Annotated in this window: 19 protein-coding genes and 1 pseudogene; 8 read left to right on the top strand and 12 right to left on the bottom strand. The window is 41.7% G+C overall.

Annotated features, from left to right (window positions below; translation table 11 throughout):
• Window positions 1-389: 389 nt before the first annotated feature.
• Genes V7K40_RS29065 through V7K40_RS29055 form a run of 3 tightly spaced genes read right to left on the bottom strand, consistent with a single transcriptional unit; the run spans window position 390 to window position 4,123 of the window.
• On the bottom strand, window positions 390-2,558 hold the full coding sequence (locus V7K40_RS29065; protein ID WP_334965931.1) for a tetratricopeptide repeat protein: 2,169 nt from the start codon (window positions 2,556-2,558) through the stop codon (window positions 390-392).
• A gap of 57 nt (window positions 2,559-2,615) precedes the next feature.
• A complete protein-coding gene (locus V7K40_RS29060; protein WP_334965929.1) occupies window positions 2,616-3,398 on the bottom strand; it encodes a PP2C family serine/threonine-protein phosphatase in 783 nt (260 codons plus the stop codon).
• Window positions 3,399-3,448: 50 nt separating this feature from the next.
• Window positions 3,449-4,123 (bottom strand): VWA domain-containing protein, encoded by a 675-nt coding sequence (locus V7K40_RS29055; protein ID WP_273765413.1) that lies wholly within the window; start codon window positions 4,121-4,123, stop codon window positions 3,449-3,451.
• 750 nt (window positions 4,124-4,873) lie between these two features.
• On the opposite strand from V7K40_RS29055, the gene V7K40_RS29050 reads away from it, so the two are divergent.
• Window positions 4,874-6,253, top strand: a complete 1,380-nt coding sequence (locus V7K40_RS29050) for a response regulator (protein WP_334965927.1) — start codon at window positions 4,874-4,876, stop codon at window positions 6,251-6,253.
• Window positions 6,254-6,300: 47 nt separating this feature from the next.
• A complete protein-coding gene (locus V7K40_RS29045; protein ID WP_334965925.1) occupies window positions 6,301-6,663 on the top strand; it encodes a response regulator in 363 nt (120 codons plus the stop codon).
• A gap of 268 nt (window positions 6,664-6,931) precedes the next feature.
• Here the strand turns inward: V7K40_RS29045 and V7K40_RS29040 are convergent, their stop codons facing one another.
• Window positions 6,932-8,230 (bottom strand): hypothetical protein, encoded by a 1,299-nt coding sequence (locus V7K40_RS29040; protein WP_334965923.1) that lies wholly within the window; start codon window positions 8,228-8,230, stop codon window positions 6,932-6,934.
• A gap of 702 nt (window positions 8,231-8,932) precedes the next feature.
• Here V7K40_RS29040 and pheT point away from each other — a divergent pair.
• The 6 genes and pseudogenes from pheT (at window position 8,933) to V7K40_RS29010 (ending at window position 14,403) form a co-directional block, all read left to right on the top strand.
• On the top strand, window positions 8,933-11,395 hold the full coding sequence (gene pheT, locus V7K40_RS29035) for a phenylalanine--tRNA ligase subunit beta (protein WP_334965921.1): 2,463 nt from the start codon (window positions 8,933-8,935) through the stop codon (window positions 11,393-11,395).
• Between the two features lie 355 nt (window positions 11,396-11,750).
• Window positions 11,751-12,020: a YciI family protein gene (locus tag V7K40_RS29030; protein ID WP_334965919.1), complete on the top strand. Its 270-nt coding sequence runs from the start codon at window positions 11,751-11,753 to the stop codon at window positions 12,018-12,020.
• A gap of 401 nt (window positions 12,021-12,421) precedes the next feature.
• Window positions 12,422-13,216, top strand: a complete 795-nt coding sequence (locus V7K40_RS29025; RefSeq protein ID WP_334966000.1) for a Tab2/Atab2 family RNA-binding protein — start codon at window positions 12,422-12,424, stop codon at window positions 13,214-13,216.
• 190 nt (window positions 13,217-13,406) lie between these two features.
• Window positions 13,407-13,637 (top strand): CopG family transcriptional regulator, encoded by a 231-nt coding sequence (locus tag V7K40_RS29020; protein WP_334965917.1) that lies wholly within the window; start codon window positions 13,407-13,409, stop codon window positions 13,635-13,637.
• Window positions 13,624-13,983 (top strand): annotated as a pseudogene (locus tag V7K40_RS29015) (type II toxin-antitoxin system PemK/MazF family toxin). The gene V7K40_RS29020 and the pseudogene V7K40_RS29015 overlap by 14 nt, the downstream one beginning before the upstream one ends.
• Window positions 13,984-14,154: 171 nt before the next feature.
• A complete protein-coding gene (locus V7K40_RS29010) occupies window positions 14,155-14,403 on the top strand; it encodes a hypothetical protein (RefSeq protein WP_334965915.1) in 249 nt (82 codons plus the stop codon).
• Here V7K40_RS29010 and V7K40_RS29005 read toward each other — a convergent pair.
• The 8 genes from V7K40_RS29005 to V7K40_RS28970 all read right to left on the bottom strand — a co-directional run.
• A complete protein-coding gene (locus V7K40_RS29005; RefSeq protein ID WP_334965913.1) occupies window positions 14,389-15,588 on the bottom strand; it encodes a DUF4159 domain-containing protein in 1,200 nt (399 codons plus the stop codon). The two genes, V7K40_RS29010 and V7K40_RS29005, sit on opposite strands and share 15 nt — an antisense overlap.
• Window positions 15,589-15,864: 276 nt before the next feature.
• Complete coding sequence (locus V7K40_RS29000) at window positions 15,865-16,896, bottom strand: phage tail protein (RefSeq protein WP_334965911.1); 1,032 nt, start codon at window positions 16,894-16,896, stop codon at window positions 15,865-15,867.
• A gap of 168 nt (window positions 16,897-17,064) precedes the next feature.
• The gene (locus V7K40_RS28995; protein WP_334965909.1) at window positions 17,065-19,269 is read right to left on the bottom strand and encodes a putative baseplate assembly protein; all 2,205 of its coding nucleotides are present in this window, start codon (window positions 19,267-19,269) and stop codon (window positions 17,065-17,067) included.
• Window positions 19,266-19,682, bottom strand: coding sequence for a GPW/gp25 family protein (locus V7K40_RS28990; protein ID WP_334965907.1), 417 nt, complete (start codon window positions 19,680-19,682; stop codon window positions 19,266-19,268). Before V7K40_RS28990 ends, V7K40_RS28995 begins: the two co-directional genes overlap by 4 nt.
• A 533-nt stretch (window positions 19,683-20,215) precedes the next feature.
• The gene (locus V7K40_RS28985) at window positions 20,216-20,494 is read right to left on the bottom strand and encodes a PAAR domain-containing protein (protein WP_334965905.1); all 279 of its coding nucleotides are present in this window, start codon (window positions 20,492-20,494) and stop codon (window positions 20,216-20,218) included.
• Window positions 20,495-20,883: 389 nt separating this feature from the next.
• On the bottom strand, window positions 20,884-22,800 hold the full coding sequence (locus V7K40_RS28980; protein WP_334965903.1) for a VgrG-related protein: 1,917 nt from the start codon (window positions 22,798-22,800) through the stop codon (window positions 20,884-20,886).
• A 92-nt stretch (window positions 22,801-22,892) separates the two neighbouring features.
• Window positions 22,893-23,450: a hypothetical protein gene (locus tag V7K40_RS28975; protein WP_334965901.1), complete on the bottom strand. Its 558-nt coding sequence runs from the start codon at window positions 23,448-23,450 to the stop codon at window positions 22,893-22,895.
• Between the two features lie 38 nt (window positions 23,451-23,488).
• On the bottom strand, window positions 23,489-24,585 hold a 1,097-nt coding region (locus tag V7K40_RS28970; RefSeq protein WP_334965899.1), incomplete at its 5' end, for a hypothetical protein.

Below are 24,585 nucleotides of genomic sequence, written 5' to 3'. Positions count from 1 at the left end.
GCTCCCTGCCCCTAATCTCCACTTCTTGGGGGCTACGAGTTCCCCTAGTAGGGGAGGGGCTGCTCTTGAGAGGGGGAGCATCCCAATGCAAGCAAATTTACCAAAATCATTACAAGTCAATTGTGAATGAAGCATACTTCAACTCTACCAGAGGCTTTGCGAACCCAGAAGCTGTACAGTAGCCCAAATGTTGCAATTCGCTTCATTTGTACAAAGCGATTGCTTTGGTTGAGTGTGTTCTGTACCCTACGCAATGACAAATTATGTTTTTACACATTTGGGATGCTCCTCTGTTGAGAGGTCACGCAGAAATCACAAGTAATTTACCGGACATGATATGATTTATTCAATCAAAACCAATAATATGCCAGTAAAAAACTTACTTGTTTTTAGTTAGTTTTTTGGAGATTACTTGAGCCTTGGAATAAAGGGTCACATTGATTTTCTACAACTACGCATACATTATTGAGTGCTTGCTGATAATTTTCCATATCATCTTGTTCAAGAAAGATTTTGGCAGCTATCTGTACATCTTGGATAGCTTTGGTCTGGTTTTTGGTAGATTCATTACCGCCATATTGTGCCAGTTCATAACGAACCATACCTCGTTTGAGGTATGCTTTTGCTAATCTGGGGCTAATAGTTAGTGCTTGGTTAAAGTCAGCGATCGCTAGATTATATTCTTGCTCATAATTGCTGCTATATTGAGCAATTTGATAATAGACAAAACCCCGCTGAAAGTAAGCTTCTGCTTTGGATACATTAAGTTTTATCGCTTGAGTAAAATCTGCGATCGCACTTTTGTAAGCTTGTTGAGATTCACCGCTGTATTTAGCCATTTGGGTGCGGACAATCCCCCGTCTGATATAAGCTTCAACTTCATTATTATCCAAGCCGATGGCCCGATTATAGTCGGCGATCGCTAGATTATATTCTTGATCAGGATCGTTGCTATATTCGGAAAGCATAAAGCGGGCATTACCCCGATTCACAAGAGCTTTGATTTGATTGGGATTGATTTTGAGAGCTTGGCTATAATCTACAATTGCTGCTTCGTAGTCTTTCAGGTTATAGCGGGCATTGCCCCGATTTACAATAGTTCTGGCATGTGTGGGTTGTTGTTTAATTGCTTCGCTAAAGTTGACAATTGCTTTTTCATAGTCTCGGTCTTTGTAAGCAGCGTCACCCTGCTGATAGTAATCAGCGAAGCTAAGTTTAGTATTTGTCTGGCGAGAATTCAATGTTTGTTGGGTGTAAGCATTTTGGGAAACCAATGGCTGAGTAAATTTAATCATTACGTCTGCATATCCCAATAAACCAAAACCCATCAAGCAAAAAATAATCGGGTACAATTTTGATTTCTTGGAACGTTTATAATATGAACCGCTTGGGGTAATTACTGGCTGCCAAGAATTAGCTAAGTGCGGTGCCGTCGCTCGCTGTGGCAAATACGGTGTCTGAGTGTAGCGCTTTTTCGGTTTGATTCGCGGTTGTAAATGTTCTCTTGCTTCTATAGCCCGATGTGATGGGAAGGGGTCGCGTCCGCCTAATCGCACAGTCCGTTCACACCACGGACAGCTACGCATATGGTTGTTGTAGCGATGCTGGGGATTTGTAGTGCAGGTAATCAGAGAATCTTCGGCTTCAGCTATTACTGAGAGCCAAGTCTGGGCACTGGGGCGCAGCTGTGGGTTGTTGTGACCCTCTTCAAAACAACGGACAAATAGTTCCTGTAAGCTGGGATGGAGAATTTCCCAAGGGGGTGCAATGGGTGTAGGAAGGTAGGGTACGTACCGCTTTTGGCTGTAAGTAAAATGACCCGATGCAATTCGGGCTTCATAGGATGGTGGCTCAATAGCGCCTTGAAAAATCCCAGAAAATGGGTGGGTGCCTTCCATTAAAAGTTGAAATACCAGCACCGATAGCCCAAACAAGTCGTGAGAAATTTCGCGATCATGCTGGGCAAAAGTTTTATTCTGTAGTTCTGGTGGGGTAAACTCTGGTTTACCTACTGGGCAGCGATAAACAACATTGTTGTTTGGGTCGATTACTTGGAAAGAGTCTGTGTCTATCAAAGTCACCAGTGCTGTGTCACTGACGAGGATATTTGACTCATTCACATCGCCAATGCAATATCCACTAGCGTGCAAAGCTGCAAAAGCCGCCGCCAAGTTGCGAGCCGTGCGGAGCAGGTACTGATAGTTGAATAGGGGGCAGTGTTGGCGACGGGTTCTGGGGTTGTAAAAGTCGATGATTGGACGCATCCCTTGAATCCGTGGCATCAAAAATCCCACGATGCTATTTTTGCCATCTGCTGCCCGTAATAAATCCTCTGGCCAAGCGATAGAGATATGCCCCAAACTAGCCGTAGGGTTTTCTGGCGGGTTGGCAAGCATCGCCTGAAGTTTTGCAGCATGGGCAGTCGTTGGCTTGTGGTAAATCTTCGCCACCAAGTTGTTATCGGATGGCACTGCATAAACACAAGCTTCACCGCCACGCCCCAAACTGACATTGAGGCTGAGGATTTCTTTTCTAGGGGAACAACGTAGTACCTGCATAATGAAATTACCGCTAACGGGAGTTATTGTAAGATGTTAAACCTGTAGATTTGTTGCTCATGAGTCGTTAAATGCAGCTATAATGAGTGTCAAATCATCATCAGTGCGTTGGGTAATCCGCTCTGAGCGTAAAAATTTTATCAACTGCTCCTTGGCTACTGTCTTATCTTCAGTATTGGCTACAAATTCAAACAACGGAAAAAAGAAGGGTTTGTGAGGTTCGCCAACAACCATATTCAAGGCCAGCATTTGTAGTCCGTCGGTGATGATGCCAACATTTACTATGTCTGTGCGCCAGACTCGCATCTGCGCTGCATCTAAGGCAGTTAGTGAAGTTAAAAAAGTGGTTTCGTTAATGTATTCGCCACTGTCAGGCATGGTAAGTGCCAGGAGGTTGCCCATCCGATCTTTTGCCACTGCCAAACCATCACCTATCTGTGCCACAGCTACAACTTCTGGTGTGGCAACCATCATAATTAAGGTAGTTGCTAAATCTTGAGGCTGTTTGTCACAAGTAGCCGCCTCATCCTCCACGGCTTTTTTGGCGGCTAGTATGGCATCATTTAAGAGCGATCGCACATAGGCATCATCAGTGAGAATTTTCCGGGTGAGTCCTTTAGTGGAAATGTTTTCGATTGCTGTTTCTACAGCAACCATCGCTCCCACTTTCCCAAGGCTAGCAGAACCTGCGCCATCTGCTGCGGCCGCCACTAAAACATTATCTGACAATATCTGCCAGTGATGAGCATCCTGACATAACTGATTGTTTTTTAAGTGACTTGTACCACATACAGACGCAGCCACAATTCGCCATTGAGCAATCTGTTTTGATATATTCATAGATTTTTTTCCAACAGCTAGCTGTATAAACATCAAGCTGCAATCTTTAATTAAACAGTCCCCCAACCAATCGGCGGTAATGCTACCTGTTCGTCCACCTGCGAATGAGAAACAGATGACATACTAGTTGAGAGCCAGACAAACATCTCGATAAAATTTAATCCTTTGAGTTTCAGCGGGGTACGCACAGCTATTTGATTTAAACGCGTCATATTCGCATTTTCTACACCTACTGTAAAAAATGCTACACGCTTATTTTCTTCATCTCGCTGTAGACGTTGGGCTGCTTGCTCTACCACATGCTCTAACTCGCCTTGGGGTTCTCCATCGGTAATCATGAATACCCAAGGACGATAGTAAGCAATCCCATTTGCACGATACTGAGATTTACGCTCTTGAATTATGTCTAAAGCTTTATGAATTCCTGCACCCATCGTAGTCAAGCCTTGGGCTGTCAAAATCGGCGGATTGAATTGATCGGCAGTCACAAAGTCTTGTACTACATTGATATTACTATCAAAAGTTACGATCGCCACTTCCACCCGTCTTGCGGCTAAGGAATTTTTAACTAATTCATCCTTTAAACTTAGTAAACCCTGATTTAAAGCCTCAATCGGATCTCCTTGCATCGAGCCAGATGTGTCTAGCAAGAGCACACAAGGACAACGTGGTTCTGGATTCTCAGCAAATTCTACTACTTCATCAAGTCTTAATGTATCATGCATAACTTTTTGTGTTATGTTAAAGTCCAATGCTTTATTTCCCTTTTCTCAGAGTATATAATTCTAGTCGCCAAGACGACTACAGAATATAATATTTAGTGGTAGATGCTCTAATCTTTATTAAACAAATTATTTTCATGAAGTTCACTATATATTTAAGAAGAACTTGAGTACAGCTTAGTTTAGCAAAAAATAGTTTATCAAAACCCAGAATTACCTGTTGTAATGTATCTACCAAAAATTTATATCCCTTAAACATACATTACAATAAATACCTAAACTTTCCCAGATATATTTTTAAAGATTCTATATAGGAGAATTCTTCCTTTATAGGAAAGTGATTAACCACAATCAAGATCATTAACTCTAGAAGTATACCAGTGTAACTGCGTGAATTTGGATTCAAAGCCTCTTTCAGTAAGTGGGTATAAATAAACGTCGTTATTCAGGTCTTCAGGCAACAGTTGTCGCTAGTGAGTAAAATCTAAAAGTAACTAGCATTTACTGATAGTCTAGCTATGATATGTGTTTACCTTTATTCATACTCACCTACTGGTTTTTTGAGATAAATTAAGTAAAACGTGCCAAAGACAACAAAAAAGTTATAAAAATTATAACTTTTAATATATATACATATTTTAAGAGAAATAATTTTTGCATAGAGAAAAATTACAAAGAAGAAAATACTTCATAGCTGATATTTTCCATTTACAAATGTTCGGTTGTTGATTCCGCAAAAAAAACTGAAAAAATATGAATTATTCCGGTGCATTCACTAAACTACGTCCTCTAAGTTTGCTAAGACAGTTATCCAATTGCTCCGATACTACTTGTTTACAAGCATTGAGTAATTCAGTTAGTTGGTCGATTTACCTAGAACAAGGCAAAATAACCTACGCTACCCATTCAGTGGAACCGTTTGATCGACTAGAACGTCATTTGCGTCGCCTCAGCCACCAAATTCCACTACTGACTACTGAGGTTCGTGTTCAATTACGTTTGATGTTTGAACCTGACTCACACAGTCAGTTAATCGAACATGACAGCAATTCGAGAAACTACCCTCCTGAGTATCAGGCTATATCCTGGCTTGTTAGTCAACAACATCTACATTCTACACAAGCAGGAGTGCTGATTCAAGAATTAGTTAAAGAGGTGATTGAATCATTTTTGCTAATCAAAAAAGGTACTTATGAATTAACACCACTGAATAAAATGCCAAAAATTTGCAGGCTAGATGTAGAAAAAATTCTTGAACGTTGCCAAGTAAGATTACAGAATTGGCAAACTTTTGTTCCCCAAATTTCTTCTCCATATCAACGTCCATATCTGTTGATTAACAGCAAAATTGAGGAAAAAGATTTACCAAAACTCCAGCCAGATTTAACTAATTGGATGAAAGGTTTTAGCCTGTGTCATTTGGCAGTAATTTTGAATCAAGATGAAATCCAACTGGCTCGTAATTTATACCCTTACATACTTCAAGGCAGGATTATCTTGCATGAACCTGATCCACCATTTGATAAATTACCAAAGATATTTGAAGAGCGATCGCTTTTCTCAAAATTAATTACATTAGTTGATACCAAAGAAAAACTAAATACCACCGTCAAGTCTTACCCAGATATTTATGAAGAGAATGTAGCTCCTGTTCACCAATTACCACAGATTTCTGCTCCTCCAAAAGAAAACTTTCAGGAATCAACAATATCAAATAACATAAATCCTGCTTACCAAAGAGTAACAGCTGCTACTGTAACGGCACAAAAAGTCCATAAAATCGTTTCTGTAGATGATAGCCCCATAATTCTCAAAGAAATTAGCCATTTCTTAGAAAATGAAAATTTTTCTGTAGTGACTATCAACGATCCACTAAAAGCTGTTTTGTCAATTATAAGGCACAAACCGGACTTAATTTTGCTGGATTTAAACATGGTAGGAATCGATGGTTATGAGTTGTGCCGGATTATACGAAATAATGTAACTTTTCAAAATACTCCAATCATTTTTGTCACTGGGAATAAAGGAATTGTAGACAAAGTAAAAGCGAAACTGGTAGGAGCATCTGGATATCTCACCAAACCGTTTTCACGCGCCGAACTACTAAAAACAGTCTTCATGCATTTGACTTAAAATAACCACAAAATCTAACGAATTTGAGCTAGTGAGAATCAATTAATATGGCTACAGTTTTAGTTGTTGAAGATGCTCCTTCTCAGTTGGAGTTAATCAATAGTTTTTTAAGAGAGAATGGACACACGGTAATTAAAGCTTATGATGCCAAAGATGGGATGAGTAAGGCAATAACTCATCGTTTGGATGCAATTATTACTGATGTGGTAATGCCAGAAATTAGCGGTTTTGAATTCTGTCGTCAACTCAAAAAAAATCCAGCGACTCAAAAAGTACCAATTATTATTTGTAGTTCTAAAAATCAGCCAATTGACCGGATTTGGGGAATGCGACAAGGTGCAGATGTTTATTTAACTAAGCCTTTTACTAAACAGCAATTACTAGATGCGCTCAAATCTCTTGTAGAGTGAAAAGGGAATATAGGGATTCTCATTTTAATGAGGTACATGGGTTAGGTGTGCGAGTATCTGTGTTCATCTGCGGTTAATTATTTTTTCTGTACCTTACCCATGCGGTGACCGCTATACTGTCCGTGAGTATCATTGGAACAGGAATGTACCTTAGCTTAACCGAGAAGTATTGTATTCAAAATGTAATCAACTCAAGTTGGCAAAAGGCCCATTGCCACAATAAACAGGCTTGCCGATGCAAAAACTGGCTCCTGTCTGCTAGAAAGTTTTAGGATATGGCAGAGAAATTATAATTTGGGTTATTGTAGCCTGGATTTGACATGGCGGATGTTACAAGGTCAGGACTGCTGAGTAAACTGCTGACATCAGTGCCGATAGCTTGGTTGGGCGTAGTACTACCTAGCGATATCAGTTTGGCACTATCAGAAAAATTCCAACCTTCATTACCAACGAGTGTTTTGCCATCACCACTAGCTTCAATCCGATTTCCAAGGAGATTACTGTTACTTACACTAGCAGTGTTGCCATTACCAAGGATGTCATTGTTACTACTAGTCTGTGTATTAGCATTACCAAAGATGTCGTTGTTATTGCCTAAGTTCCAGTTACCATTACCGGAGGTTGTGTTATCGTTACCAAAGCTCCAGTTGCCATTACCTTTGGTTTTGCCGCCATCACTGTAGTTCCAGTTACCGTTACCGTTGGTTGTGTTACTACTACCAAAATTCCAGTTACCATTACCATCGGTTGTGTTGTTACTACCATATAACCAGTTGCCGTTACCTTGACCACTGTTATTAGTAGCATTTGCACCATCTAAGTTTTGAATATCAAATATCCAGTTGTCGCTGTTATAAGGTACAGGTAGACCGTTACCTGTTTCAGGTAGGTTGCTACCACTTTCCTTGGAGGGAGGAGTGCTGCCAAATGGTAAGTTACCAGCGAGGTTGCCGCTAGCGGCGGTATTGTTAGCACTAGAGGCACTACCACCAGATGCGTTACCACCAGCCAAGGGGTTGCTACCACCACTAGATGTGCTACCACCACTAGATGCGCTATCACCAGCAAAGGGGTTGCTAGCACCACCAGATGCGTTACCACCAGCCAAGGGGTTGCTAGCACCACCAGATGCGTTACCACCAGCAAAGGGGTTGCTAGCACCATCAGATGCGTTACCACCAGCCAAGGGGTTGCTAGCACCATCAGATGTGCTATCACCAGCAAAGGGGTTGTTACCACCTAATGCGCTGGTATCACCGCCAAGGACTCCAATGAGTTGATTGAACGGATTATTAGTATCAGTTAAAGCCCGCTTGTCAAGTGGTCGCTCGTAATTGTAGGCGTACTTTCCATCTTCACTGATTGTGGATGAGTTGCCACCACCAATGAAGGAAGCGAAGATATTACTACCACTAGCAGCGCTACCAAAGCTACCGCCACCATCTAAACTGCTGCCATCACTGGACTGCCATTTGCCATCAGTGAAAGAAAAATTGCCATTACCAGTTGAATTGTTGCTAGTACCTTGTGACCCAGCATTTTGATTGCTATTGTCAGAAGTTGCCATTAGAATTAAACTCCTATTACTCAAACTGGAATTCCTCCATAAAGAGGAAGATCAACGACAAGAATGAAAGCATTTTTTGACTTTCATCTTCAAAAAAGAAATACGAATAAAAACAGCAAGTACCACACTTAGTAAAACTATATAAAATCAGATTTACATTTAAAATGAACAAAATTTAGATTGGACTGGCCATTGTTTTGATATTGTTCAGGCAAATTTCAGAAAATTTGCCTAATAATCCTTCTGGTGAATACTTTAGAGGTAGTTTTGGCAGTAATTTTTCGGCTCAAACAGAGCAAATTTACCTCTTTTGAGTACTACAAAAGAATGCAATTACACTACAAAAAAGAGTGAAGCTTGATTTTTGTAGTTTTTGGAGTGACAAAATATTACTTATGAGGTTTTATCGAGTTTTAAAGATTCAAGTTCTGCGATCGCTGATGCTGTTAACTTCTTTCTTTCCAAAATTTAAAAACTCGTGGCGAATAAGCGGGCTAGTATATCTAGTTGGCTCAAATATATCTCCCACATTGATAGAAGCCAAGACACTAAGAAAAGATTAGTATCAGAGATTGTTCTGCTAGTCTAACGTAGTAGGATTGTTCAAGTGAAAGGGTAAGCCTTGCAAAACGAGTAGCCATCGATCGCTAGTAGGCACCCTAAAATGAGAACAAAAGACGATTCCAAAAACAATCACACTCCATGCGTATTTCTCTAAATTGGCTGCGCGAACTAGTAGAGATAAAACTTAGTCCAGAAGAATTAGCCGAAACCTTGACAATGGCGGGGTTTGAGGTTGAAGAGATTGAAGACCGCCGCACTTGGGCAAATGGTGTGGTTATAGGGAAAGTGCTTGAGCGTCAACCCCACCCCAACGCCGATAAATTGAGTGTTTGCCAAGTAGATATCGGTGCAGATGAGACTTTAAATATTGTCTGTGGTGCTGCCAATGTGAAGGCAGATATTTATGTGCCAGTGGCAACTACGGGTACTTACTTACCCAACATCGATTTAAAAATTAAACCTGCGAAACTGCGTGGTATCGCATCTCAGGGGATGATTTGTTCTTTAAAGGAACTCGGTTTGCCCACCGATGCAGACGGAATTCATATTTTCACTCAGGAAAATTTACCATTGGGTAGTGATGTGCGTCCGTTGTTGGGTTTAGATGATGTAATTTTAGACCTTACCGCAACTGCTAATCGTGCTGATGCCTTGAGTATGGTAGGCGTAGCACGGGAAGTAGCAGCTTTAACTCGTGGAAAGTTGAGCATTCCTGAACCTGGTGAAGTCTCTATTCCCAAAAATGCTGGAAATTTAGCTTTAAAAATTGCTGACACCCAAGCTTGTCCTGCATACATTGGTACGGTAATTGAACAAGTCAAAATTGCTCCATCTCCCGAATGGCTGCAACAGCGTTTGCGGGCTGCTGGAGTCCGTCCCATAAGTAATGTTGTGGATATTACTAACTACGTTTTGTTGGAATGGGGGCAACCACTGCACGCCTTTGACCGCGATCGCTTACAATCTGTTGCAAGTAGCGAAAATTTAACCATCGGCGTCCGCTTCGCCAATAATGGAGAATCCCTCAAAACCCTGGATGGACAAACTCGCACCTTAACATCCCAAAATTTGTTAATTACCGCCAACGACAAAGCCGTTGCACTGGCAGGAGTCATGGGTGGAGAAGAAACAGAAGTCCATCAAGGGACTCAAAGTCTAGTTTTAGAAGCAGCTTTATTTGATTCGGTAGCAATTCGCCGTTCTTCCCGGAGTGCAGGCTTAAGAAGTGAGGCTTCTGGCAGATATGAACGGGGAGTTAACCGGGCTGAGTTGGAAGTAGCTAATCGCCGCGCCTTGTCTTTAATTAGCGAATTAGCTAGTGGAATTCTTGTCCAGCAGGAAATTGCCGACACCCGCCCCGAACCCTCTACCTGGCGTCGTTCTATCGCACTGCGTTTAGATAGAGTTAATCAGATACTGGGGCCAATCGAGTTGGGAGAGGATACAGGTGAACTCCAAGAACAAGATATTGAGCGCATCCTGACTGCATTAGGATGTCAGTTGACTCCTTCAGACAATGTTCCAGGAGAAGATACCACCCATCAAGCCAGATGGTTAGTTTCTGTGCCACCCTATCGTTACCGCGACTTAGAGCGAGAAATTGATTTAATTGAAGAAATCGCCCGTCTCTATGGCTATAACAAATTCTGCGATACTTTACCAGAAAAAGCGGAAGCTGGTTATCTGCCTTTAGATGAGGAACTGATTCGCAAGTTACGAGCTTTCCTCCGGGCTGAAGGGTTGACAGAATTAATCCACTATTCTTTAGTCAAACCAGGAGAAGACAGACAAATAGTACTGTCAAACCCGTTATTTGTCGAATATTCAGCGCTGCGAAACGATTTGATATCTGGGTTGATTGACGCCTTTCAATACAATTTAGAGCAGGGTAATGGTGCGCTTAACGGCTTTGAAATCGGGCAAATTTTCTGGCGAGAAGAAGACGGTTTGCAAGAAACAGAAGCTCTTGCTGGGATTGTGGGAGGGGATATTTCCCTTGGCAAATGGTCAAAAAGTGGACGCGAAGAACCTATCACCTGGTTTGAAGCTAAAGGCATTTTAGAAAGTGTATTTCGGCAACTTGGCTTGCAGGTAGAATTTCAACCCGATCGCAGCGACGATCGCTTACATCCAGGACGTACTGCTTCTTTGTGGATTCAGGGTAACAGCCTGGGTATTTTTGGGCAACTCCATCCCCAATTGCGACGAGAAAAAGGTTTACCAAATTCCGTTTATGTTTTCCAGTTGGATCTAGATGTGCTTTTAAATTCTCTAGGAGAAGATGAAGTTCTCGTGCCAACATTCCAGCCCTATTCTACCTATCCAGCTAGCGATCGCGACATTGCCTTTTTCGCACCCGTGAAAATCTCAGTTGCCGAAATTCAAAAAGTAATTACCAAAGCAGGTAAAGATTTGCTCGAATCGGTGGAATTATTTGATGAATATCGCGGCGAAAATGTCCCTCAAGGACAGCGGAGTTTAGCATTCCGTTTAGTTTATCGGGCTAGCGATCGCACTCTCACTGAGGCTGAAGTTGAACCAGTACACAATAAAGTCCGCGAAGCCTTGGTGGAAAAATTCGGCGTCAACCTGAGAAGTTAGATATTTAATTAAATTTTTACCCCCCTTAATCCCCCCGATGTATTGGGGGGAAACCGGAAAATTTAGTTCCCTCCCCTTGGAAAGCTGTATCTATGCTAAGAGTAGGCGCAATGGATACGGAAACCGGAAAATTTAGTTCCCTCACGCCACATGCTACCCTGCGGGAACGCTAAGAGCGAACAAGTCGGGCAAAGAAAGCCGCCTAACGCAGTGGCTCCCCTTTGCAAGGGGAGGGTTAGGGTGGGGTAAAAATATTTGACAGATCAATCATGACTTTTCAAACATCCTTTTAGAAGGAGATCGACTCAAGCTTTTGGCACAATATCTTATTAACTAGTAGGAGTAACAAGGAATCATGCCCAAATATGTAGTCTGGGGAAGTTACTGCGAAGGCGTTCTGGAAAAACGCGTCCCCCACCGTCAAGCTCATTTAGACGGATTAGCAAAACAGAAAGAATCCGGTGTGCTGATTACTATTGGCCCCACCAAAGATGTTACGAAAGTTTTTGGAATTTACGAAGCTGAAGACGAAACCACCGTGCGCCAGTTGATTGAAAATGACCCCTACTGGAAAAATGGTATCTGGACTGAATATTCTGTCAAAGAGTGGATTCAGGCTTTTTGAATTGGGTATGGGGAATAGGGGATAAGTCTTTTATACTCGCTGACGAGTCTTTGATACTCGTGAATGAGTCTTTGATACTCACCGATGAGTCTTTGATACTCGCTGACGAGTCTTTGATACTCGCTGACGAGTCTTTGATACTCGCTGACGAGTCTTTGATACTCGTGAATGAGTCTTTGATACTCGCCGATGAGTCTTTGATACTCGCCGATGAGTCTTTGATACTCGTTGACGAGTCTTTGATACTCACCGATGAGTCTTTGATACTCGCTGACGAGTCTTTGATACTCGTGAATGAGTCTTTGATACTCGCTGACGAGTCTTTTATACTCGTGAATGAGTCTTTGAACTCCACTCCCCTCCTTCCTCTGCTCCCCCCACCTCTCCCCCACTCCCAGCGTATGAAAATTTGGCAGGCTGATTTTTATCGTCGTCCCTTACAAGATGCATCTGGACAAATTTTATGGGAGTTGTTGATTTGTGACGCAACTCGCAGCTTTGAGTATGAAGCCACCTGTCTCCAGTCAGCAGCAAATTCAAATTGGGTTGCGACTCAACTTGAATTGGCTGCTGGTGAAAAATTCCCAGATGTGATTCAGGTGTTTCGTCCTCAGTCTTTAAGTTTAATTGAGGCGGCGGGACGCAATTTAAGTATAAATATCGAACCTACCCGCCACACTTTGGCACTGAAGCAGTGGTTGCAGGAAAAGCAGTATCTCTCAGCGCTGGATAAACCACCCCCAGCACCATTACCAGAAAACCTTTGGGGAGAAAAATGGCGTTTTGCGACTCTGGCTGCTAGTGATGTGGAAACCAGATTTAGCGATCGCCCCATTCCCATTTTGCACATCCCAGAATTTTTGAAACCGATCAATTTGGGTTTGGCGTCAACAGTGCCCGTCCCTGGTGTGGTAATTTATGGTGGACGCCAATCGATGCGCCTAGCACGGTGGTTGCAGCAAGCCCGTCCTGTAGCTTTGAACTACATATCTGGCGCACCAGATGGCTTGGTACTAGAAGCTGGCTTGGTAGATAGGTGGATTGTTGCCACTTTTGAAGATTCAGAAGTTACAACAGCAGCCCAAGCATTTGAACAACGGAAACAGCAAAGCCGAGGATTGCATTTTTTGTTAGTGCAACCAGATGATTCCGGGATGACTTATAGCGGCTTATGGTTATTGCGGGCAGAAGATTGATATTAATTGCCAAAAATATTTGTCCGCTTAATTTCTATAGCTAAAAAAATAGACTAAAGTGATGTCTGACGGCAAGCCTCTACCCGTCTACGCTTTACTATCATTTGCCTTTCTTCGGTAAGGTGGATAGATTCGGCAAATTATATGATGGTAAAATCATACTAAAGAGTAATACTAAAAATTAATATAGATGCTAAAAATCACAATTGCCCTAGAAGAAGACATTCTGCGATTTGTAGATCAGTATGCACAGGGCAATCGTAGTGGATACATCAATACATTGCTGGCAGAACACCGCCGCCGAATTTTGGCAGCAGAAATGGTTGCAGCCCTCAAGCAGGATGCTGAAGATCCAGAATATCAAGCTGAAATTGCTGCTTGGGATAGTGTTGTTGGAGATGGTATGAATGCCAGGGAGTAATTTAACTTATCGGCGGGGAGAAATACGTTGGGTAAATCTTGAGCCAACAATGGGGGCTGAAGCAAAAAAAATCCGCGCTTGCTTAATTGTGCAAAATGACATCATGAATCAGTATGGGTTGCTGACAATTGTCATGCCATTTCGGCCCGGAAGTAAATAAGCCCCCTACGTTGTGAATGTGAAAACAACACCAAATAATGGACTAGACCAAGACCGTTTTATTGATGTTGGGCAAATTCGTGCTGTTGACCATAGTCGTATTTTGGGTTTGGTGGGTGTGCTGGAGTTAGAATACTGGGAACTTATTCGTACAGCTTTAAATGTAGTTCTGGGATTTGTGGTTTAAGGATGTTAGAGAATAAGAATAGAGATTAGAGTAAAGCGAAAGCGATCGCTTTTCTGTAATTAGCCTTGCAATCAGAATATTGCTTATATATTTGCGTGTATTAATTATCTGTAGTATATTTATTTACTAATTATCAATTTATTAGCAAGCAGCCTGAGGAAGCGATGTCTGATGATAAGCCCTTCGGGTTCGGGGGTGACGCTCGAAGACTCGCTAACGCTACGCTATCGCAATCGACGGGAACCGCCAAGACTGCGACCCCCTCACCGCTATGCGTCTACACACTCATCTAGCTGTATGGGCTGGGAAAAGGCGATCACTCGATATTATCGGGTAGGCATTGCCAAAAAATGTGGAATAGGTGCAATATTATTTAAAGCAATGCCCACTCTACTAACTTGGCTTTCACCATTGCCCTGAATTATCTTCCTGTTGCAAACCTATCAACTGTCGCCGCTTCCAAGCAAAATGAAGAATATTAATTCCGAGTTCCTGAGCTGTACGAATGGTCAATCTAGGTAAACTCAAATCTCTATCCAGTCCCCAAGCAGTTGCTAAATCACCAATTGCTAAAATAATTCCTCCACCAACTAACAGTTTAATCTGCTGTTGATTAACCATTGGTAAGGCAGCAAATAAGAAAGGTTTTGTCCTTAAAGGATGACTCCGTTGCAATTCTTCTAAAGGTCTTAAAGGACTCTCTAACTGTTGTGCTAATGCTTGAGTACTCTCAATTAGAGCAGTAGCATTTGTTGGTGCATCAATGAGAAGCACACCACCTAAATTTAAGTAATTTTTTAGAGATTCAAATTCGAGACTATTTAAAGATATGGCCTGTCCACCTGTCAGATAAAGTATGTCATAGTCTTGGATATTTTCTCCTAAAGAAACCTGACCTGGTTCATCACCCCCTCGCAAACTGGGATATAGGGGTTCTACTGCTTGTAACAAATAAGAAAGGCTGAAAAAATTACGCGCACATTCAGGATCACTATGATTCGCCTGCGCCATACACACAAGTGCTTGGGGACGCATTTGTGCCTGACGGCGATAACGCAAATCAATATTGTTATATCCAGGAAAGAAAGCATCCGCAGGTTGGTTAATATCAGTGTGTCCAGGTTGCAGAAGTATCCGGCATATTTCTATTTCTGAACTGTTTGGTGTAGAGTTTATTTGGTCAATTCGATAAGTCTCTTGAACAATATCTCTTTGCTGTCCACGCCGCAAATCATCAGGGTCTACATAGCTAAGTACTAAGTAGATCATGATTGGTTCAGAAGTTGCTACTTCTATATCAATTGGAAAATCATAAGAAGTCGGTACAACAATTAGATTACCTGCTAAATCAATTGCAATACCAGGTTGAATTTGCACCCAGCGCCCATCTCGATATTTAGCTTCGACTTGGCTTCGTGCAGTCACATCTCGGACGCCTAAACCGCAGACAATTCCTGGTTGGTTTAAACTTTGATATTGGGCATTTTGCCGATTACGGTGGTAATTATGGGCTGTGCGCCAGCGTTCAGCATTGATTAGTAATCCATCTGTGGCTTGCAGGCGTTCAAAGGATTTAATTGGTGGGGGCGGGAAAGGATGAGACATAGCAATTTTGGATTTTAGATTTTAGATTAAAAGTCTGTTCTAGGAATTTTAAACAATACTACCTATTTAAGATGATAGGGTGTATTATGCCAAAGGCTAACGCACCTTTAATTATTAATGATGCCGTACTCTCAGCGATAACACACCCTACAATTTAATTTTACTTAGTTAATTACGAATTACCTTAGCGTAGCGGTAGCGAGTCCGTGTACTCCTGCAAAGAAGCAAGCTAGCAAGAGCGTCTCGTAGAGAGCATTATTACAAATTATAAATTATTTAATTAGAAGGATTTTCGATAGATAGTTCATAGGTGCAAAAAGCAGGTTTTTCTTGTTCTATAATTCTTTGGATAAGTTCTTCGTTGATGATGCCACTAGAAATGTTTGAACGCAAACGCACTATAAAGTGATATGGTTGTCCGCCTGCTAAAACTGCATTTCCTAGTTGTGCGTCTCCGATAATGAAACTTGGGCCAAAAGGTTCTGTAATACTAATATGTTTATCAGCTTCATTAGGTAAATCTTCGTCTAGCGGTAAATTAGTATAAAGATGTAAATAGAGACGCAATCCTTTCCTAGTTCCCCGCCAGCGATAAAGTTCTACAGCTCGGCGAATTAAACGCCGCTGTTGCTGGAGATCCCAAACTGAATCTACTTGCCAAGCAACCCAATGAGCCATAAAGGGTAATAATGCTTGCGGTGCTGTCAAGGGATCGAGGTTTGCCCACATGACGTTATAACTATCAATTACTGGTTGAAAACCTTGCTCAAATATCTTCATGAAGCGACCAATAAAGTCCACTTCTCGATACAAAATTGGCAAGAATTCCATGTAGGCAGTGTAGGGACGGATATATAAATCAAAATACTCGCTTCTCTCGATTTGTTCGTTGTCAGTGCCTCGGTCTATATATAGAGTAATTAGGCTGCGAAAATTGAGAGTTAGTTTGTCTTTTTTTCCAGGAGCGATCGCTTCTTGGTCTTCAAAAAATGTGTCGGGAATTGAGAAGTAGAGGACAGCATCCATTTGTCCGCGAGGTGGTATCTCACTGCCTTCTGTGCCAATTTGACACCACTCGCTAGGAAAATTTCCGTCAACGCTTAAGCTTACCCGCAAAGGACGCTGTTCTAAGTTTTGCACTTGCACAATCATCTCGCTGGGATGCCCAGGATGCAAGAGTAAACTACGTCCAGCTACATCCATGTTTTCCGCATTTGCAAATGTTAAACCTGCTACAGGTAAAGCTTCGGGAATTTGCATTGGCGTTAATTGAATGCGTACAGATGGACTAGAGCGACTTTGAACCATAACTCCTCTACCAATTTTAGATTTTAGATTTTGGATTTTGGATTACTTTGTTCCCGGTACAAGATTACCCAATTCCGCTTTTTGTCTTCCTCTGTGTTCTCTGCGCCTCTGCGGTTAATTAAATCTTGTTCCAGAAATTTCAAACAATATTAACTTTCCAATTTGGCATCAGCGATTAATGATCTGGATATCGTGATTTGAACGTAGATTGCTATCAGCCCAAGAACATATCAAACCTTCTGATCCTGGGTCAATCAATTGTTCTGGCGATGGTTGTCGTCTCCAATTTTCTCCTTGCTTGCGGATGGGAAACAGCAGGACGGGCCCTAAATGACGCACGCCTGGGGTTTGTTGCAGTAACGCTACAATATCCGATGTATAAACGGGTCGCCCAAATGGCCAACCTTTGCCGTCCATTCCTCCAGTTAATGGATTTAAATATTTATACAGCGATACCCTTAAATTCCGGAGGATTTCTTCTCTGGCAAAAGGGTTGTCATAGGCAGGCTCTAAAGCAATTTCTGTCTGTACAGAAACACCTACGTAATTTGGTTCTTGTAATTCTATTTGTACCCCTAATAATCGTCTTTCATCTAAGTAACTCAAAATTTGCTCTTCGAGTGCATTACTGAGAGCAAACTCTTCTGGTGCCATCCCATTGCCTTGAGCGATCGCATCTGTATCTGCATAGGGAACTACCACTAAACTAACTATACCAGCTTGTCTTTGAGAATTCGCTGGCAAACAGCGAATGCGAGCGATCGCACCATTCCCTGCCTGTTGAGCTAAAACTTCAAAATCTTCAGCTGTGACAGCGCGATCACGCGTGCGGAGGATGCGGGGAGCCTTGATCACAGCTTGCTCCAGTGACTCGGCATCCGCACCATTGATTGCTGGTTTCAGATTTATCACCCTAGCAACATATGGATATGCAGATTTTGGAAACTGGATTGCCCCAGTTTGAACATTGCCTTTTCTACCACCACCTATGCGATAAACAACCATTTTAATCTCTGAGCCACGGGGTGGAATTGCGCCGTACTGGTGTTTAGATTGGTTGTTTTCCGGGGTATTAACTTGTACAAATGTGTCGTCTAGGAGTGGTTGTTGGATTCGCGATCGCACTTGAGTTTGCTGTTTAAGTTGGCTAGGTTCTCGAATCAGCGGCCCAAACTGGATTCTACCAGTTAGGGAATCGATAGTGTAGTGAAAGTCTTGAGGCCCAGAATCAGCAAAATCTCTCACCTCAGTCCATCTCTGAGGCAAACCACCAGCAGGTGTAACTAGGATATATTCATTTTCTTTGCGTTCTAAAATCGGTGTACTTAGTAATTCAAAACTCTGTCCAGGTTTACCATTACTAATTCCTACACGCTCATCTCGAATCAGCTTACTGTGACTAGCCCTGACTGTACCGCCAATTGACCGCACTACTAAACCAATAATCCTTGGTGGATTATTGTAACCGGATTGATTTGTTTCTGGGATAATAAAGGTACAGCGCAGCCAGCGACCTCGGTAAGCGGTAAAGTTGGTCACAGGCCAATTTTGCGGTAAATGGAGACGGACAGCTGCGTCTAGAGACGACGGGTTTCCACCCTGTTGGGCGATTTCGTAAAAACTGAACCCGCGAGTCTTATCATCTGACTCTTGCAATAAAACTGATTGCCAATTTTCCCCATCCCAGGCTTCCCACTTGCGAGGTGGTTGATTGGGGTTAATACCAGTAGGCGTAGCTGCGGCTCCTTGAAAAGTAACATCTAGAACATTACCATCTAGAGGATCATCAGAATGGATCGCTAAATAAAAGCAGTTACCAGGCTGGGGTTCTTCTTCAAATATCGATTCTTCACTACCTGTCCAGTTACCGTCAGGTTGACGAGTCCACGAAGTTGCAAATCTTTCTCGCAGAGATTGGGGAATGTCTTCGCTGGTTTGGGCAGTAAAGAAGTGTTGTATGCGGGGTTTGCCGATAATTAGAGGAGAATCTGTGCTGAAGGTAATAGCCTCTATTGTCTCAGTTCGGATAGTTGAGACTTCTAATCCTGCCGGAATAGTGTAGGCTTCAGGCAGTGCAGCGCTTAAATAAAAAGTTAATTCCGTGCGGGCTGGGGCGGGAGGCTGGAGACGAATACCCAGTAATTCTAGGAAAGCTACATAATTTTTGCGAGGTACTTGGTTAAATCTGAGCAACATCTGGTCAGTTAACCAAGCGAATAACTCAATGAGCGTAATCCCTGGGTCGCTGAGGTTGTGGTCTGTCCATTCTGGACAGTAGCGAGGAATACGTAGAATACATTCTTCCACCAAATCATCGAAGGCGCGATCATCTAACTTGGAAGAAGGTAATTTCGGTAGAAAGTCAAAGTTCATGACTCCTCCCCAACTGAAACTAAATAAAATGGATAAACAAAGTTATTAATAATATTAGGACTGTCTTTAAGTCGATAATTAATGATGATGTCTATTCTGCCACGCACAGGGTCTGGATCAGTTAGAACTTTATCGAGAATAATGCGTGGTTCCCAAACTTCTAAAGCTTGCGATACATAAAGACGGATTCGTAGTAAGGTATCGCTATTCATAGGTGCAAACGCTAGTTCTGATAAGCGCGAACCAAAGTTAGGTCGATAAACCCGCTCACCTACTCCCGTGCGGAGGATAATCCAAATAGATTCTTTAACTTTTTGATCTTCACGGCTAAGTTGTATCCCACCTTGCACACTCAAATGCAGTGGATAAGCCCAACCTGTCCCTAAATAGTCTTTTTGCTGACTATAAACCATATCTACTACTTAGACAGCTGTTACATGGATATTTTTAAAGATATCGGCACAGAAGGTTTAAGCCTATTCGCCAAAGGTCGAGGTTGAAGAGGCGTAGGGTAGAGGAGCAGGGGGAGGGTCAACATAATTCGTAATTGATAATGACGTTCGTTCGCATTACGAGAGTTTCTAACTTGTTATGTTAAGTCCGAAAATTAAATAATCAGTTGATTGTACCCGCCTGATTGCGATGGCACGTACCCCTACAAAGAAGCAAGCTACGCATAACGTCTCCAAAGGAGAAAAACTCAACGCCTGCAATCAGGCGATCGCCCACGAAGCTGATTCAGGAGTTTAAACCTAAAAACAGCCAAGCCAGCGTTGCTTACTTGTTTATCGCAGGTGATTCCCTTAGTGATAAACTAATAGCGTACCTGCCTGCTAAAAGTGTGATTGCTCGAATTGCGGACGCTCTCGCGCAATTGCTGGACTGGGTTGCACTTTGCACAATGGCTTTGTCTGTTGGTTTGAGCCATATCGACTCCTCTTAGATTTTAGTTGCCAATGATGACATTAATTGCACCAGTAATAATTTGTGCACCACAGCCAGCCTTATCGCCAACACGCAAAGCTTGTCGTCCGCCAATCAAAACTCTCAGGCTCCCCATTGGAAAAGGAGTAGGAGGATGAGGAGGAATGACAGGCATATCACAGACATGGATATCTCCTACCACAGCTGCTCGAAGTCCACCAATGAGTACATTAAGAACACCTGGGCCTTGAATAACTCCGGGATGGGCAGTTTTATCGGTAACACGGGCTGCAAACGGCATAGTTTTGTTCTCCTTAATTAACGCGATGTACGACTTATTGTTCCGTTGCACAAGGCTGATATATGAACGATTGAAAAGAGAATTCCCACAATCGGCATCTGGATATAGAAAATCGTCACCAGTGACTGGAATGAGGGAAAGATGTTTTCTATTGAATAGTTTATCAAAGTCGTGTTTTGTTGTGTTGACGACTTGTTGATTGAAACCACCTAAATCTACCCAATCAAGCTATCAATTGTTTCTCCTGAGATTGTCGGCTGTTTTTTGGGAGATTCAAATAATAAAATGCAAGCGCCGTTTCAATAATATCTTTTGCAAGACCTAAGTATTATGTGGCACTTTCATTTTATTTCTTGTAAATGCCTAAGTTTAGAGAAGAAGTTATGGATTTAATTTAACTTTATTACCCCAGCCGTTGTTGACATCTCTATGTTTCCAACCGTTGTTACTGAAATATCTATGTTTCCAGCGAGTGTTGTCATTTCTATACCTGCATTAGCCTCTAATTTTAGCTTACCCAATGAACTAATTTCAAGAGTTGCCAACGTGTCGTTCAATGTGATTTTATGACCGGCTTTAGTTTTAATCGCTATTGAGTCATGTATTAGGTCACTGTCATTATTGATATATATTCGATTACGTGATTTAGTTCGTAGCTGAATACTACCATCTTCACCGTCATCATTCATATATATTCGATGACCGTCTTTAGTTAGTAGTCTAATTCCTGGCTTTTTACTTTTGCCTTTCCCCGCGCTAAACTCGCCTTCCTCTTCGCTAGACTCGTCTTCGTCTTCCTCTCCGCTAAACTCACCTTCCCCATCAATAAATTGTAGAATATGACCTACACGAGTTTTAAAAGTGCGTAATCTTACACCGTACTCTGTAACTGAATCGTCCACATCTTCCGGTGGTGCATCCTTACCGTTCCATAACCCGCCAATGACGAAGGGACGGTGAATATCGCCATGCTCAAAACCTACCAAAACTTCATCGTTTATCTCTGGTAAACAGTCGAAACCTCTATTTCTGCCTGCTCCCACAGCGACAACTCTCGCCCAGTTACTTTTATGTTCTTGTGTAAGCGTTGGAAACTTGACCGTCACTCTGCCCAAATTCTCTGGGTCTCTGTTATCATCCACAATTCCTATTAATAAAGTCTGACCTGGCCGTAGATGTTTATCTGTAGATAATGTTGTGAATAAGTTACCAGAACGTAGTCCCCGCACGCTGAAGTCAGTTTTATAAACCCGTTCCTCCAAGAAATGGCGTGTGTCTGTAACATAATACTTCCCACTATAGCGATCGCCCATATTCTCAAGATTAATAACCTGTCCTGGTCGAATATCAGGATTTCCTTCTACTTGGGCATCTGCATAAACAAATTCTCCTCCCAGTTCATCACACAGAGCCTGAGCCATAATCTCTGCTTGTTTGGCGCTGGCAACGGGTTTATTTACAACAGTCATTTCGTAAGACTTAAGATTAGAAAATGCACTACTGGTACTACTTCCTAGCTTATTACCTGTTTCAGTTAGTTGCGTTTCTTTAGTGGCTGTTTCAATAATCGGTTCTTTCTGAGTATAGTCCCAGGCACGTACTTTCACAGTATTCACCTGTTCAGCACTGGTAACGCGAACTCTAAATTGCTTAATCTGATCTCCCCATTTGAGTGCTAAATCTCCCTCAGATTTTTGTTTGCAAAAATTCATTTTGCCATCGCTCATAAAGAGTTCAAAACCAATGCGGGCAGCCCTTTCCTGCAAAAACTCCATATTAGTTTGGTTTTCTTGAAAGACATACTTCTGGGCTTCGCCACTTGGGTCTATATTGCCAAGTTTTATCCCTACTTCTTCAACTATTTTTGTAACTATATCGCTATCAGTTTGACCCGTAAAAGAACGATTATAACGACCTCTATGAAGACGATGGGAGAAATCATAGCCACGAACAATGATATCAGCTCTATTGTTGTTCTCGAAGTTAACTTCCATCCCGGTAATTTCGCCTTCAATTAGTGTTTCTTCTATCTCCTCTTTAAAATCAGGATCTAGAGTAGTACTCGAATAAAAACCCAATTTCACTTTTTTCCCAATCTCAAACAACGGATCATATTGCCACGGTTTGATTTCTGGTTCGTTATGTGTAGGAGCGTATGTATTACGGATTACTAGCGTAAACATTGCTGGCAAATGAAGGCTTTCTTCTATTGTCATTTGTAACACATCTTCATCTAATTCATCACCGATTTCTTCTCCGTCTATCTCAATTTTAAATCGGCTTAAGTAAAGGCTTTTTGTAGACATAACTATTATTTTGTAACTATGAGATTTTCAAAGCAAACTTTAAGGACAAAGTAGTGATGAATTAGTATTTTGAAAATTGGTTAATCACTTTCTCAAATTCTTGGATCTATGCCTCCAGAAGCTGAACTTATTCCTCCAGGAAGGTTTACTTTATCTACTTCTTGCAAGGATATATCTACCAGCGCCCTTACTGGTGTACCATCACTGAGAAACATATTTAAAGTGTAAGTTAAACTTGTGATTACGCAATAAAAATACTCATCTTTCCATGTGAATATGTAAACAGGTGGACGACTGTCAGGTGTTTGCTCAATAGCTTCTACACCTTTCTTAATGTTGTCTATATACTTTTCCATCACCGACTCTTTGGTTTCATAAGTATCATAGACCAACTGGTTGAGCGTGAATTGGTAAGGCTCAACTCCAGAAAAATTTACTTTAGGAAGTAGAGTAGTTCCTCTATTACCTACCTGACTTTGCCAGTTCACAGTCCGAGTAAAACTAATTTCTGTAGGATTAAACATTAATTCAATATCTTTCGCCCCACTGTCATAAGCTATAAGTTTAGCTTTCTCAAGGCTCGATTTAATCTTTTCAACCTCAATAATATCTGGCTTCTTAATATCTGAAAATGGATTTGATATTCCCATTTGAGTATTTCTCCGAAAATTTATTGTTGAATAAGAATTTACCAAGGTAATCGACCTGAGTAACGGCCATGACGCTCTCGCTCAATTTCTATTCGTTGCCGTAATCTGTGATAAATTTCACGGGCTAGAGCTTCCAAATCACCAGGATCATCTTTATTATCTCCTTTAGAAGACGAAGACGTATCATCCGATTTATTATCCCTAGAAGACAAATAAGTATTCTCTATTGTCTTAGTTACTGGTTTTATATCTCTTCTAGATATGTCGGGTGGAGTCACCTTTCGACCAGCAGCAAAGCCTTTTGCTGAAGGAAGGTGTTTAGCAAAAACTTGTGGCGATCCTGATGACTTTTGTTTATTAGATTCTACACCATTAAAGTTGAAGCTAGTGAATTCATCATTATTTCCATTTAGTAATTCTTCCACACTTGACCATTGAGAAGGTGTATTTGACGATTGGGGAGGTGTGTGATTGGTGAGATTTTTTTTTCGGAAAATTAGGGAAGGTGATGAGTATTGAGGTGAAGGCTTACTTGCGTCAGTTGTTTTATTTTGAAGAGTATTAAGTTGTGGAGAATCGAGGATGGAAAGCTTTTGTTTTCCAATATCCAACCCTAAGGAAGAAGGAATTAAAGAATTAGATATCTGAGGTGAGTGAGTCTCAGCGCTTTTTAGCTGTAATGAAGTGTTTGCAAAAGAATCGACTTTAGTCGAAGTCTCTGGAGAAGTTTTTTCTTCTGGTTGCTTAAAATTGGGTGTCTGTAAACTATTTTGCTCAACTTCAGGTGGTGTGCTTACCTCATCTTGTGGGGAGGTTGGATTATCTGAGGTATCAACAAAGGTTGATATTTCAGGATTTGTTACCGCAAAGGGAAATTCTGATTCTACTGTTTGTTCATTGTCAATAGTTTTCCTGAAAATACTCGCTGTTTCACCAATCTCAGGTGATCTAGCGCTAACTTTTGGTGCAATTACAGTTTCACCAATTTCAGGTGATGTGGCGCTAACTACTGGTACTTCACCAGTCTCAGGTGATGCGGTGCTAACTTTTGGTGCAATTACAGTTTCACCAATTTCAGGTGATGTGGCGCTAACTACTGGTACTTCACCAGTCTCAGGTGATGCGGTGCTAACTT

The sequence above is a fragment of the Nostoc sp. genome, assembly GCF_036917195.1.
In the GTDB taxonomy this organism is placed as follows: domain Bacteria; phylum Cyanobacteriota; class Cyanobacteriia; order Cyanobacteriales; family Nostocaceae; genus Nostoc.
The sequence above is the reverse complement of the archived record's forward strand: the minus strand, read 5'-3'. Positions and strand labels throughout refer to the sequence as shown.